At 71.5% G+C, this 12,479-nt stretch carries 11 protein-coding genes; 2 read left to right on the top strand and 9 right to left on the bottom strand.

Annotation, left to right across the window (positions count from 1 at the left end):
- Positions 1-105: 105 nt before the first annotated feature.
- From SGA01_RS31920 to SGA01_RS31895, 6 genes are all read right to left on the bottom strand, one after another.
- Positions 106-954: a siderophore-interacting protein gene (locus SGA01_RS31920; protein WP_141300900.1), complete on the bottom strand. Its 849-nt coding sequence runs from the start codon at positions 952-954 to the stop codon at positions 106-108.
- Between the two features lie 3 nt (positions 955-957).
- Entirely contained in the window at positions 958-2,007 is a 1,050-nt protein-coding gene (locus SGA01_RS31915) for an ABC transporter substrate-binding protein (RefSeq protein WP_141300898.1), read from the bottom strand.
- Between the two features lie 208 nt (positions 2,008-2,215).
- The gene (locus tag SGA01_RS31910; protein WP_141300897.1) at positions 2,216-3,376 is read right to left on the bottom strand and encodes an acyl-CoA dehydrogenase family protein; all 1,161 of its coding nucleotides are present in this window, start codon (positions 3,374-3,376) and stop codon (positions 2,216-2,218) included.
- A gap of 8 nt (positions 3,377-3,384) precedes the next feature.
- Positions 3,385-4,320 (bottom strand): hydroxymethylglutaryl-CoA lyase, encoded by a 936-nt coding sequence (locus SGA01_RS31905; RefSeq protein WP_141300895.1) that lies wholly within the window; start codon positions 4,318-4,320, stop codon positions 3,385-3,387.
- Positions 4,317-6,251, bottom strand: coding sequence for an ATP-binding protein (locus tag SGA01_RS31900; RefSeq protein ID WP_141300893.1), 1,935 nt, complete (start codon positions 6,249-6,251; stop codon positions 4,317-4,319). Before SGA01_RS31900 ends, SGA01_RS31905 begins: the two co-directional genes overlap by 4 nt.
- A gap of 14 nt (positions 6,252-6,265) precedes the next feature.
- Positions 6,266-7,873, bottom strand: coding sequence for a carboxyl transferase domain-containing protein (locus SGA01_RS31895; RefSeq protein WP_141300891.1), 1,608 nt, complete (start codon positions 7,871-7,873; stop codon positions 6,266-6,268).
- 87 nt (positions 7,874-7,960) lie between these two features.
- On the opposite strand from SGA01_RS31895, the gene SGA01_RS31890 reads away from it, so the two are divergent.
- Together SGA01_RS31890 and SGA01_RS31885 are read left to right on the top strand one after the other, a co-directional pair.
- On the top strand, positions 7,961-8,578 hold the full coding sequence (locus tag SGA01_RS31890; protein WP_141300889.1) for an SACE_7040 family transcriptional regulator: 618 nt from the start codon (positions 7,961-7,963) through the stop codon (positions 8,576-8,578).
- A gap of 96 nt (positions 8,579-8,674) precedes the next feature.
- Positions 8,675-9,448 carry a phosphatase gene (locus SGA01_RS31885; protein ID WP_141300886.1) on the top strand — a complete coding sequence of 258 codons (774 nt, stop codon included), beginning with the start codon at positions 8,675-8,677 and terminating at the stop codon, positions 9,446-9,448.
- Here SGA01_RS31885 and SGA01_RS31880 read toward each other — a convergent pair.
- From SGA01_RS31880 to SGA01_RS31870, 3 genes are read right to left on the bottom strand one after another with little or no spacing between them, the layout of a single operon-like run.
- Positions 9,434-10,384: a cation diffusion facilitator family transporter gene (locus SGA01_RS31880; RefSeq protein ID WP_141300884.1), complete on the bottom strand. Its 951-nt coding sequence runs from the start codon at positions 10,382-10,384 to the stop codon at positions 9,434-9,436. The genes SGA01_RS31885 and SGA01_RS31880 overlap by 15 nt on opposite strands.
- 22 nt (positions 10,385-10,406) lie before the next feature.
- Positions 10,407-11,276, bottom strand: a complete 870-nt coding sequence (locus SGA01_RS31875; RefSeq protein WP_055643349.1) for an acyl-CoA thioesterase — start codon at positions 11,274-11,276, stop codon at positions 10,407-10,409.
- Positions 11,277-12,434, bottom strand: coding sequence for an acyl-CoA dehydrogenase family protein (locus tag SGA01_RS31870; protein WP_017237177.1), 1,158 nt, complete (start codon positions 12,432-12,434; stop codon positions 11,277-11,279).
- Positions 12,435-12,479: the final 45 nt, after the last annotated feature.

The raw sequence follows: 12,479 nt of genomic DNA, 5'->3' as shown, positions 1-12,479 counted from the left end.
GACGCGCCGGAAGGCGCTGCGAAAGTAAGGTTAGCCTAACCTAATTTTGCAACGCAATGGCCCCCCAACCCATGAGGGTCGGGGGGCCATTGGGGGAACGGAGGGTTACGCGTCTTCCTGCGTCTCGTCCGGCACCTCGCGCAGGGCGTCCTCGGAAAGACCCTTGCGCCAGTAGCCGACGAACGTCACCCGGCGGCGGTCGAGTTCGCGCTCGCGCACGAAGTGACGGCGCAGCGCCTTCACCGAGCCGGACTCGCCCGCGATCCAGACGTACGGGGCCTCGCCGGGCAGCTCGGCGCCGCGCACCGCGTCCACGGCCGAGGGCGCGCCCTCCTCCCGTACGAGCCAGGTGACCGTGGCGTCCGCCTCGGTCGCGAGGTCCATGCGGTCGCCGGAGTACGGCACTTCGAGGAACACCTGCGCGCGGGTCTCGGCCGGCAGCCACTCCAGGATCGCCGAGGCGGCCGGCAGGGCCGTCTCGTCCGCCCAGATCAGCACGGAGTCCGCGTCCTCGGGGAGCTGGAAGCGGACGCCCGTGTTCGCGGCGACCGCGGGGCCGAGGACGACCACCCGGTCACCGGGCTCGGCGCGGCCGGCCCAGCGGCAGGCGGGCCCGCCGTCCGTGTGGATCGCGAAGTCGATGTCCATCTCGTCCGGATCGGTGCGCTGCTCGCGGACCGTGTACGAGCGCATCACGGCCCGCTCGTCGTCCGGCATCGCCCGCCAGGCGCCCAGGATCGCGTACATGTCCGGGTCGTCGAGCGGCGGCAGGACGGGCGCCTCCTGGCCGGGGTGCGGCAGGAAGAGGGAGAGCGACTGGTCGCGGCCTCCGGAGGCGAACCTCTTCAGGTCCTCGCCGGTGAAGGTGACGCGGACCAGCGACGGGCCGAGCCGCCGCGTCCGGTCGACCTGGAGGGAGAAGAACTGGAACGGGGCGGTCTCGGCGGTCGTCATGGGTCAGGACACCTTCTTCGCGTTCTCCAGGGCCTTCGCCAGGTCCTCGAGGAGCGGGGCGCACTTGGCGTAGGAGTAGACCGGCTCCGTCACGCGCGGGATGACCTGGCCGGCCTTGACGGCGGGCAGCGCGCCCCAGGTGGGCTTGGCCTTCAGCTGCTCCGGCTGGAGGGTGCCGGTGCGGTTGTCGAGCATGATGACGTCGGCCTTGTACTTGTCGACGTTCTCCCAGCTGAGGCCCTCGAACCAGCCGCCCTGGTCCAGCTTGGTCGGGACGACCAGGTTGACGCCCAGCTCCTTGAAGAAGAGCGTGTCGGTCGGGCGGACCGGGGTGGAGACGTAGAAGAGGTCGGGGGAGCCGGAGCCGATCAGGACCTTGATGTCCTTCTTGCCCTTGGCGGCCTTGCGGACGCGCTCGGCCGCGGCCTCGAAGCGGGCCTTGTCGGCCTTGATCTGCGCGGTCTGGACGTCGGCGCCGAGCGAGGCGGCCAGGTCGGCGTGGCGCTGGAGGACGGCCGGCATCGACAGGTCCGAGGCCCACAGGGCGACGCTCGGGGCGATCTTGAGGATCTTGTCCTTCTGCTCCGCCGGGACGTACCAGAGGTCGTTCTTCTCCCACATGTCCGTGATGAGGACCTCGGGCTGGAGCTTGAGGTACTCCTCGATCTTGAACTCGCCCCAGACGTTGCCGATGACCTTGACCTTGGTGATGTCGAGGTCGCCCGCCTGGACGTCCGGCTTCTTCTCCTTGGTCTTCGGGTCCTCGACGTAGGTCGGGCCGAAGACGCCGACGACCTCGATGCCGAAGTCGTGCAGGGCGGCGGCGGTGCCGGTGAAGGCGACGATCCGCTTCGGGGCGGACTTCGCCTTCACGGTCAGACCGCGGTCGTCCTTGAACTCCCAGGAACCGGACTTCGCCGAGGCGGAGGGAGCGGCGGCGCCGTCCTTCTTGTCGCCGCCGCAGGCGACGAGCGCGGCGCCCAGACCGAGAGCGCCGCCCGCGGCCAGCAGGCCGCGACGGGTGAGATGGGTGGCGCGGGCGGTGCTGGGCATGGCGGAGTCGCTTTCGGTACGAGCCGGTGTCGGCCGGGGCAAGTCGAGGAAAGGTTAGCCTAACCAAATAACGATCAGTAGAGGTGGGCGGGCGAGGCGTGGATCACACGCCGGGAACCCGCCGTGGGGCCGCCTGGAGGGCGCCGGGAACGCGACGGAGCCCGCCGCCCCCTGACGGGACGACGGGCTCCGGACGGAGGGCGGGGGGTCAGGCCGGGAGGCCCAACTCCCGCGCGATCAGCATCCGCTGGACCTCGCTCGTGCCCTCGCCGATCTCCAGGATCTTCGAGTCGCGCCACATACGGGCCACCGGGTACTCGTTCATGAAGCCGTAGCCGCCGTGGATCTGGGTGGCGTCACGGGCGTTGTCGACGGCCACCGTGGAGGAGTACAGCTTGGCGATGGCCGCCTCCTTCTTGAAGGACTCGCCGAGGACGAGGCGCGAGGCCGCGTCCCGCCAGCCGATCCGCGACATGTGAGCCTTCGTCTCCATGTCGGCGATCTTGAACTGGATGGCCTGGTTGTCGCCGATCGGCCGGCCGAAGGCGTGGCGCTCGTGCGCGTACTTCACCGACTCGTCCACACAGCCCTGCGCGAGACCGGTCGCGAGCGCCGCGATGGCGACCCGGCCCTCGTCCAGGATCCGCAGGAACTGCGCGTAGCCGCGGCCCTCTTCGCCCAGCAGGTTCTCCACCGGGACGCGGACGTCGTCGAAGGAGAGCTCCCGGGTGTCCGAGGCGTTCCAGCCGACCTTCGAGTACGGGGCGGCGACCGTGAAGCCCGGCGTGCCGGACGGCACGATGATCGAGGAGATCAGCGGGCGGCCGTCGGGCTTGCGGCCGGTGACCGCCGTGACCGTCACCAGACCCGTGATGTCCGTACCGGAGTTGGTGATGAAGCACTTCGAGCCGTTGATGACCCAGTGGTCGCCGTCGCGGACGGCGGTCGTACGGGTGCCGCCGGCGTCCGAGCCCGCACCGGGCTCGGTGAGGCCGAAGGCGCCGAGGACCTCGCCGGAGCACAGCTTCGGCAGCCACTCCCGCTTCTGCTCCTCCGTGCCGAAGCGGAAGACCGGCATCGCGCCGAGGGAGACGCCCGCCTCCAGCGTGATGGCGACGGAGGAGTCGACCCGGGCGAGCTCCTCCAGGGCGATGCCGAGCGCGAGGTAGTCGCCGCCCATGCCGCCGTACTCCTCCGGGAAGGGGAGGCCGAACAGGCCCATGCGGCCCATCTCGCGGACGATCTCGTACGGGAACTCGTGCCGCTCGTAGTAGTCGCCGATCTTCGGGGCGACGACGTCGTGCGCGAAGGCCTCGACGGTGCGGCGGAGTTCCTCGTGCTCTTCGGTGAGCCGGTGGTCGAGGGACATGGGTTTCGTCACTCCTTGTGGGAGAGGGCGCGGACGGTACGGGAAGGGCTGGGCCGGCCCAGCTGTTCGGCCATCCACCCGCTCGTGGCGGTGAGGGCGGCCAGATCGACCCCGGTCTCGATGCCGAGACCGTCGAGCATCCACACGAGATCCTCGGTGGCGAGATTGCCGGTCGCGCTCTTCGCGTACGGGCAGCCGCCGAGGCCGCCGGCGGAGGCGTCGACCGTCGTCACCCCGTGCCGCAGCGCGGCGAGGGTGTTGGACAGGGCCTGTCCGTAGGTGTCGTGGAAGTGCACGGCGATACGGGAGGTCGGGACCCCGGCCTCGTTCAGCGCGGTCAGGAGGGCCTGGACGTGGCCCGGGGTGGCGACGCCGATCGTGTCGCCCAGGCTCAGCTCGTCGCAGCCCATCTCGGCGAGGGCCTTCGTGACGCGGACGACCTGCTCGATCGGGACGGCGCCCTCCCAGGGGTCGCCGAAGCACATCGAGAGGTAGCCGCGGACCTTCAGACCCGCCTCTATGGCGCGGGTGACCGTCGGCGCGAAGAGCGCGAGCGCCTCGTCGACGGTCCGGTTGAGGTTGGCCTTCGCGAAGGACTCGGTCGCCGAGGCGAAGACCGCGATCTCCCGCGCCCCGAGCGCGAGCGCCCGGTCCAGGCCGCGCTCGTTCGGCACGAGGACCGGGAGGCGGACGGGCAGGTCGCGGACGAGCGGGAACAGCTCCTCGGCGTCGGCCAGCTGGGGCACCCACTTCGGGTGCACGAAGCTGGTCGCCTCGACGGTGTCCAGGCCGGCGGCGGCGAGCCGCCGGACGAACTCCGCCTTCACGGCGGTCGGGACGGCCGTCTTCTCGTTCTGCAGCCCGTCGCGGGCGCCGACCTCGTGGATCCGGACCCGGGCGGGGAGGGAGGGGTCGGCGACGGTCATGGGCAGGCCGGTGGTCATGCGTCCTCCTCCTCGCGGGGCGTCACCACGGCCAGGATCTGGTCCATGGCGACGGTGGTGCCGGGCGTGACGTCGAGCTCGGTGACCGTGCCGGCGTGCGGGGCGGAGATGACGTGCTCCATCTTCATCGCCTCGACGACGAGCAGGCTCTGCCCGGCCTCGACCTCGTCGCCGACGGCCACCTTGACGACGGTGACGGTCCCGGGCATCGGCGCGGCGAGCGTGTCGGCCCCACCGTGCCTCGCCCCGCTGAGCGCGGCCTCGACGGGGTCGTGGTCGAGCACGTGCCAGGAGTCGCCGTCGCGGCCCAGCCAGGAGCCGGCGCGCCGGAAGTGATGGGTGATCCCGTCCAGCGTCACGGTCACCGCGGTGTCCGTGACCCGCGCCCCGGCGGGGGCGTCGACCGTGACGGGTTCGAGCCCCGGCACGCGGAAGGGGAAGGCGAGCCGCTTGGGCGCACCGCCGAGCCGGAAGCCGTTCGGCACCGAGAACGGGTCCGTCCAGCCCTCCCGGGGCTCCGGGGCCAGCCCGGCGAGCCGTACGGCCGCCGCGGCCGCGTACACCTCTTCGGGGACGCCCTGCGGGACCAGGCTCTCCGCGTCCCGCTCCACCAGACCCGTGTCGAGGTCGCCCGCGATCACGTCCTCGTGGGCCAGGAGGCGGCGCAGGAAGCCCGCGTTCGTCGGGACGCCGAGGGTGACCGTGTCCGCGAGCGCCGCGCGCAGCTTGCGGAGGGCCGTCGGGCGGTCCTTCGCGTGGACGATGACCTTCGACAGCATCGGGTCGTAGAGGGACGAGACCTCCGTGCCCTGCGACAGACCCGAGTCCGTGCGGACGCCTTCGCCCTGCGGCTCGTTCAGCGCGAGGACCGTGCCGCCCGACGGGAGGAAGCCCCGCGAGGGGTCCTCCGCGCAGATGCGGGCCTCGATCGCCCAGCCGTCGAGACGGATGTCGTCCTGCGCGAAGGGGAGCGGTTCGCCGGAGGCCACCCGCAGCTGCCACTCCACCAGGTCGATACCGGTGATCAGCTCGGTCACCGGGTGCTCGACCTGGAGACGGGTGTTCATCTCCATGAAGTAGTACGCCGACGGGTCGACGCCCGGCACGATGAACTCGACCGTGCCCGCGCCCACATAGCCGCAGGACCGTGCCGCCTCGACCGCCGCCGCACCCATGGCGGCGCGGATCTCGGGCGTGAGGAGGACGCTCGGCGCCTCCTCGATGATCTTCTGGTGGCGGCGCTGGAGCGAGCACTCGCGCTCGCCGAGGTGCACCACGTTCCCGTGGGTGTCGGCGAGGACCTGGATCTCGATGTGCCGGGGCCGGTCGATCCACCGCTCCACGAGCAGCGTGTCGTCGCCGAACGAGGCGCGCGCCTCACGGCGGGCCGCCGCGATCTCCTCCTCAAGGACCGAAAGGTCCCGGACGAGCCGCATGCCCTTGCCGCCGCCGCCGGCGGACGGCTTGAGCAGGACGGGCGCGCCCAGTTCGCGGGCCGCCTCGACCAGTTCGGGATCGGCGGCGCCGGGGACGACGGGCACGCCCGCCGTCTTCACGGTCTCCTTCGCCCGGATCTTGTCGCCCATCAGGGAGATCGCCTCGGCGGTCGGGCCGATGAAGACCAGACCGGCGTCGGCGCAGGCCCGCGCGAAGGCGGCGTTCTCCGCGAGGAAGCCGTAGCCCGGGTGCACGGCCTGTGCCCCGGTGCGGGCGGCGGCGTCGAGGAGGGCCGGGACCGACAGATAGGACTCGGCGGCCGGCGGCGGACCGATCCGTACCGCCGTGTCCGCCTCACGGACGTGCCGGGCGTCGGCGTCCGCGTCGCTGTAGACGGCCACCGAGCGCACGCCGAGCGCCCGCAGGGTGCGGATGACGCGGACGGCGATCTCGCCCCGGTTGGCCACGAGGACGGTGTCGAACATGCTGTGCATCTCCTGAGGGCCCTTCACATCCGGAAGACGCCGAACTGGGGGTCACCCAGGGGCGCGTTGGCACAGGCGGTCAGGGCCAGTCCGAGGACCTGCCGGGTCTCCAGGGGGTCGATGACCCCGTCGTCCCACAGCCGGGCCGACGCGTAGTAGGCGCTGCCCTGGGTCTCGTACTGCTCGCGGATCGGAGCCTTGAAGGCCTCCTCGTCCGCCGCGCTCCACTCGTCGCCGAGCTGGTCCCGCTTGACCGTCGCGAGGACGGACGCGGCCTGCTCGCCGCCCATGACGGAGATCTTGGCGTTGGGCCACATCCACAGGAAGCGGGGGGAGTACGCGCGGCCGCACATCGAGTAGTTGCCCGCGCCGTACGAACCGCCGACGACGACCGTCAGCTTCGGGACCCGGGTGGTGGCCACGGCCGTGACCATCTTGGCGCCGTGCTTGGCGATGCCGCCGTGCTCGTACGCCTTGCCGACCATGAAGCCGGTGATGTTCTGGAGGAAGACGAGCGGGATCCCGCGCTGGTCGCACAGCTCGATGAAGTGCGCGCCCTTCTGGGCGGACTCGGCGAACAGGATGCCGTTGTTGGCGACGATCCCGACGGGGTGGCCGTGAATCCGGGCGAAGCCGGTGATCAGCGTCTGCCCGTACTCGGACTTGAACTCCTGGAAGCGGGAGCCGTCCACGACCCGGGCGATCACCTCGCGCACGTCGTACGGGGTACGGGAGTCCACCGGCACCGCGCCGTAGAGCCCGGCCGGGTCGACCTTCGGCTCCTCGGCCGGCTCGACCGACCAGGGCAGCGGGCCGCGCTCGGGGAGCGTGGCGACGATGTTCCGGACGATGCGCAGGGCGTGGGCGTCGTCCTCGGCGAGGTGGTCGGTGACGCCGGAGATCCGCGAGTGGACCTCGCCGCCGCCCAGCTCCTCCGCGGTGACGACCTCGCCGGTCGCCGCCTTCACCAGCGGCGGACCGCCCAGGAAGATCGTGCCCTGGTTCCGTACGATCACGGCCTCGTCGCTCATCGCCGGGACGTACGCGCCGCCCGCCGTGCACGAACCGAGGACCGCCGCGATCTGCGGGATGCCCGCGCCGGACATCCGGGCCTGGTTGTAGAAGATCCGGCCGAAGTGCTCCCGGTCCGGGAAGACCTCGTCCTGCATCGGCAGGAAGGCGCCGCCCGAGTCGACCAGGTAGAGGCAGGGGAGACGGTTCTCCAGCGCCACCTCCTGGGCGCGCAGGTGCTTCTTCACCGTCATCGGGTAGTACGTGCCGCCCTTGACCGTCGCGTCGTTGGCGACGATCACGCACTCGCGGCCCGAGACCCGGCCGATGCCGGCGATGACCCCGGCGGCGGGCGCCTGGTCGCCGTACATCCCGTTCGCCGCCAGCGGGGCCAGCTCCAGGAAGGGCGAGCCCGGGTCCAGGAGGGTGTCCACACGGTCCCGCGGCAGCAGCTTCCCGCGCGCCGTGTGCCGGGCGCGGGACTTCTCACCGCCTCCCAGAGCGGCGGCGGCGAGCTTGGCGCGCAGGGTCGCGGCCAGCTCGTGGTGCGCCGACTCGTTGGCCTGCCAGGCCGCGGACGCGGGATCCGCCGCGCTCGTCAGCACAGGTGCCTGCTGCATCCCTCGAGCTCCCTTGCTCGGTTAATGAGCGTTAACGTATGACGCCCAGGTTAACGACCGCTAACCGGGTTGTCTAGAATCGATCGCATGACCACGAGCCCGACCCCCACGACGACTCCGCAGGCCGGTGGCAGGACCGCAGCCACGACACGGCGCGAGCAGATCCTCAGGGAGGCCGCCCGCCTGTTCGCCGAGCGCGGCTTCCACGGGGTGGGCGTGGACGAGATAGGGGCGGCCGTCGGCATCAGCGGCCCCGGGCTCTACCGCCACTTCCCCGGCAAGGACGCGATGCTCGCCGAGCTCCTCGTCGGGATCAGCGAGCGGCTCCTCACCGGTGGCCGCATCCGGGTCGGCGAGACCGCCGGCGACCCCGAGGCCGTGCTCGCCTCGCTCGTCGACGGCCACATCGACTTCGCCCTCGACGACCGGCCGCTGATCACGCTGCACGACCGGGAGCTCGACCGCCTCAAGGACGAGGACCGCAAGCGGGTACGGCAGCTCCAGCGGCAGTACGTGGAGCTGTGGGTCGCGGTCGTACGGGAGCTGTACCCGGACTCCTCCGAGAGCGAGGCGCGGACGGCGGTGCACGCGGTCTTCGGCCTGCTGAACTCGACCCCGCACCTGGCGGCGCTCGGCCGCCAGTCGATGGAGGAGCTGCTGCGACGACTGGCGCACGGGGCGTTCGGGGCCCTGGCGGGCGAGTAGGGCAGGACGGGGGTCGAACGGGGCACGGCGGGGGCGGGGGTCCGGAAATCCGGACGGGCTGCTCATCGCGCCCGGCCCTCGGACAGAATGAACCCCATGCCGATACTCAGCCGCCCCGCCCTTGTCGAGCACCTCGTCCGCACCCGGATCGCCGGAGACGTCGCCACGCCGCGCGACAACAACCTCTCCCACTACAGAAAGCTCGCCAACGGCGACCGGCACTACTGGCTCGGTCTGGAGCTCGGCGACCGCTGGACCGACGAGCAGGACGTCCTCGCCGTGATGGCCGAGCGGTGCGGGGTCGTCGACGACCCGGCCCACCGGGTCGGCCAGGACACCATCGACCCCGAGCTGACCGTCGACGGCCTGGACCGGATGGCCGCCCGGCTCCGCAAGGCCGCCGCCGGCAAGGAGCGGGTCCTCTTCGCGACCGGCCACCCCGGCTCGCTCATCGACGTCCACAGTCGCGTCGCCGCCGCGCTGCGCGCCCAGGGCTGCGACATCGTCCGCATCCCCGGCGGGCTGATCGCCGACGAGGGGTACGTCGTGCAGTTCGCCGACGTCGCCGTCTTCGAGCGTGGCGCCACCCTCTGGCACACCCACTCCCCGGAGCCGATGAACGCGATCCTGGACGCCCTCGGCGAGGACGGGCGCCCCGATCTGGTGATCGCCGACCACGGCTGGGCCGGGCGCGCGGGCCAGCGCGGGATCGACTCCGTCGGGTACGCGGACTGCAACGACCCCGCCCTCTTCATCGGTGAGGCCGAGGGCACGATGCAGGTCACGATCCCGCTCGACGACCATGTGATCGACCCCCGCTACTACGAGCCGATGACGGCGTACACGCTGGAGGCCTCAGGCCTGCTCTGACGGCCGGGCCCGGCGCTGACCCAGGCCCGGAGTCGGGTCCAGGTACACGCGGCGGATCGCCGGGAAGCGCTCGCGGAGCTGGTCCTCGGCGTCCTCGCAGGCCCATTCGATCTGCTCCGCCGAGGCGACGTCCCGGAAGTCGATCTTCGCGGCGACCAGGACCTCGGAGGGCCCCTGGATGAGGGTCGTCAGGTCGAGGACGTCCACGATGTGCGGGACGGTGAGCAGCTCCTCGCGGACCGCGGCCCGCATGTGCCGGGGCAGCGGCCGGCCGATGAGGAGTTCGGCGTTGGAGCGGCCGAGGACCCAGGCCACGTACACGAGCAGGACGCCGATGAGGATCGAGGCGACGCCGTCCCAGACGCCGGAGCCGGTGATCTGGCCGCCGAGGAGGCCGCCCGCCGCCAGCATCAGGCCGGCGAGGGCGGCGGAGTCCTCCATCACCACGGCCTTGACGGTGGTGTCGGCGGTGAGGCGGAGGTAGCGGCCGAAGGGCGCCTTCATCCGCTCCGCCTCGGCCTGGACCTGCCTGATCCCGGTCCGCAGGGAGAAGCCCTCCAGGACGAAGGCGACGCCGAGGACGATGTACGAGATCGTCGGGTCGCCGAGCTCCTCGCCGTGGGTGAGGGTGTGGATGCCGTCGTAGACGGAGAAGACCGCGCCGCCGACGAAGGTCGCGACGGCCGCGAGCATCGCCCACACGTACCGCTCGCCCGCGTACCCGACGGGATGGTCCTCGTCGGCGGGCTTCTCGCTGCGCTTGAGCGCGGTGAGCAGCATGGCCTCGGTGACGGTGTCGGCCAGCGAGTGGGCCGCCTCCGAGAGCATCGCGCTCGATCCGCTGACGATCCCCGCGACGACCTTGGCGGCGGCGATCCCGAGGTTCGCCGCCGCCGCCACGATCACCGTGAAGGTGCTTTCGCCGTTGTCCGCCATGATCGGACGGTATGTCCGATCATCAGCGCGGCACGCGAACGACACCCTCCTGGATGACGGAGATCGCGAGCCGGCCGTCCTGCGTGTAGATCCGTGCCTGGCCGAGGCCGCGCCCGCCGGACGCGGTCGGCGACTCCTGGTCGTACAGGAGCCATTCGTCGGCCCGGAAGGGCCGGTGGAACCACATGGCGTGGTCGAGGGAGGCCCCGACCACGTCGCCGACGGCCCAGCCGCCACGCCCGTGCGCGAGCAGGATGGAGTCGAGCAGGGTCATGTCGGAGACGTACGTGGCGAGGACGACGTGCAGCAGGGGGTCGTCGGCCAGCTTGCCGTTGGTGCGGAACCAGACCTGGGAGCGGGGCTCGCGCGGGGTGCCGACCGTGCCCCACGGGGGCGTCTCGGCATAGCGGAGATCGACCGCCGCGCGGGCCTCGATCAGCCGGTCCGCGACCTCGCGGGGGAGGTGGCGCGGCAGCATCTCGGCCGGTGTCGGGAGCGACTCCGGGTCCGGGGCGGGCGCCATGTCGACCTGGTGGTCGAGCCCCTCCTCGTACGTCTGGAAGGACGCAGAGAGGTGGAAGATCGGCTGCCCGTGCTGGACGGCGACGACCCGGCGGGTGGTGAAGGAACGGCCGTCACGGATGCGGTCGACCGTGTAGACGATCGGCGCGCCCGGGTCGCCGGCCCGCAGGAAGTACGCGTGGAGCGAGTGGGCGAGCCGGTCGGCCGGGACGGTCCGCCCCGCCGCCACCAGCGCCTGGGCGGCCACCTGGCCGCCGAAGACGCGGGGGACGATCGAGGGGCGGGACTCGCCCCGGAAGATGTCCTGCTCGATCCGCTCCAGGTCGAGCAGATCGAGCAGGTCATCCAGTGCGTTGTGCGACTGCGGCACTTACAGGCCCATCGACTTCGCGATGATCGACTTCATGATCTCGCTGGTGCCGCCGTAGATGCGGTTGACGCGGTTGTCGGCGTACAGGCGGGCGATCGGGTACTCGTTCATGTAGCCGTAGCCGCCGTGCAGCTGGAGGCAGCGGTCGATGACGCGGTGCGCGACCTCGGTGCAGAAGAGCTTGGCGCTCGCGGCCTCGGCCGGGGTCAGCTCGCCCGCGTCCAGGGCCTCCAGGGCGCGGTCGGCGACGGCCTCGGCCGCGTCCACCTCGGCCTGGCAGGCGGCCAGCTCGAACTTGGTGTTCTGGAAGTGCGCGACCGGCTTGCCGAAGACCGTGCGGTCCGTGACGTACTGCTGGGCGAAGCGGACGGCGGCCTTGGCCTGGGCGTAGGCGCCGAAGGCGATGCCCCAGCGCTCGGAGGCCAGGTTGTGGCCGAGGTAGTAGAAGCCCTTGTTCTCCTCGCCGAGCAGGTCCTCGACCGGCACCTTCACGTCGACGAACGCCAGCTCGGCGGTGTCGGAGGTGCGCAGGCCGAGCTTGTCCAGCTTGCGGCCGATGGAGTAGCCCTCGGACTTGGTGTCCACGGCGAAGAGGGAGATGCCGTGGCGGCGGTCCTCGGCCGTCGGGGCGGACGTACGGGCGCAGACGATCACGCGGTCGGCGTGGACGCCACCGGTGATGAAGGTCTTGGCGCCGTTGAGGACGTAGTGCGTGCCGTCCTCGGAGAGCTTGGCGGTGGTCTTCATGCCCGCGACGTCGGAGCCGGTGCCCGGCTCGGTCATCGCCAGCGCCCACATCTCCTCGCCGGTGACGAACTTCGGCAGGTAGCGCTTCTTCTGCTCGTCGGTGGAGAGCATCTTGATGTAGGGGAGGGCGAGCAGCACGTGCACGCCGGAGCCGCCGAACTGCACACCGGCGCGCGAGGTCTCCTCGTACAGGACGGCCTCGAACTTGTGGGTGTCCAGGCCCGCGCCGCCGAACTCCTCGGGCACGTTGATGCCGAAGATGCCCAGCTCGCCGAGCTTGTCGTAGAACTCGCGCGGCGCCTGGCCCGCCGCGAACCACTCGTCGTAGACGGGGACGACCTCGGCCTCGATGAAGGCGCGGATGGTCTCCCGGAACGCCTCGTGGTCCTCGTTGAATACGGTACGGCGCACGAGCCGCCTCCTCGGAGTCCTGGGCACCCTGGCCCACTATGCCTA

The organism is Streptomyces gardneri, from assembly GCF_006539185.1.
In the GTDB taxonomy this organism is placed as follows: domain Bacteria; phylum Actinomycetota; class Actinomycetes; order Streptomycetales; family Streptomycetaceae; genus Streptomyces; species Streptomyces gardneri.
This window is presented reverse-complemented; position numbering and strand designations above follow the sequence as displayed.

Coding starts and splice junctions, on each gene's coding strand:
- SGA01_RS31920 (WP_141300900.1), bottom strand. CDS start 954: ATGACGACCGCCGAGACCGCCCCGTTCCAGTTCTTCTCCCTCCAGGTC.
- SGA01_RS31915 (WP_141300898.1), bottom strand. CDS start 2,007: ATGCCCAGCACCGCCCGCGCCACCCATCTCACCCGTCGCGGCCTGCTG.
- SGA01_RS31910 (WP_141300897.1), bottom strand. CDS start 3,376: ATGTCCCTCGACCACCGGCTCACCGAAGAGCACGAGGAACTCCGCCGC.
- SGA01_RS31905 (WP_141300895.1), bottom strand. CDS start 4,320: ATGACCACCGGCCTGCCCATGACCGTCGCCGACCCCTCCCTCCCCGCC.
- SGA01_RS31900 (WP_141300893.1), bottom strand. CDS start 6,251: ATGCACAGCATGTTCGACACCGTCCTCGTGGCCAACCGGGGCGAGATC.
- SGA01_RS31895 (WP_141300891.1), bottom strand. CDS start 7,873: ATGCAGCAGGCACCTGTGCTGACGAGCGCGGCGGATCCCGCGTCCGCG.
- SGA01_RS31890 (WP_141300889.1), top strand. CDS start 7,961: ATGACCACGAGCCCGACCCCCACGACGACTCCGCAGGCCGGTGGCAGG.
- SGA01_RS31885 (WP_141300886.1), top strand. CDS start 8,675: ATGCCGATACTCAGCCGCCCCGCCCTTGTCGAGCACCTCGTCCGCACC.
- SGA01_RS31880 (WP_141300884.1), bottom strand. CDS start 10,384: ATGGCGGACAACGGCGAAAGCACCTTCACGGTGATCGTGGCGGCGGCG.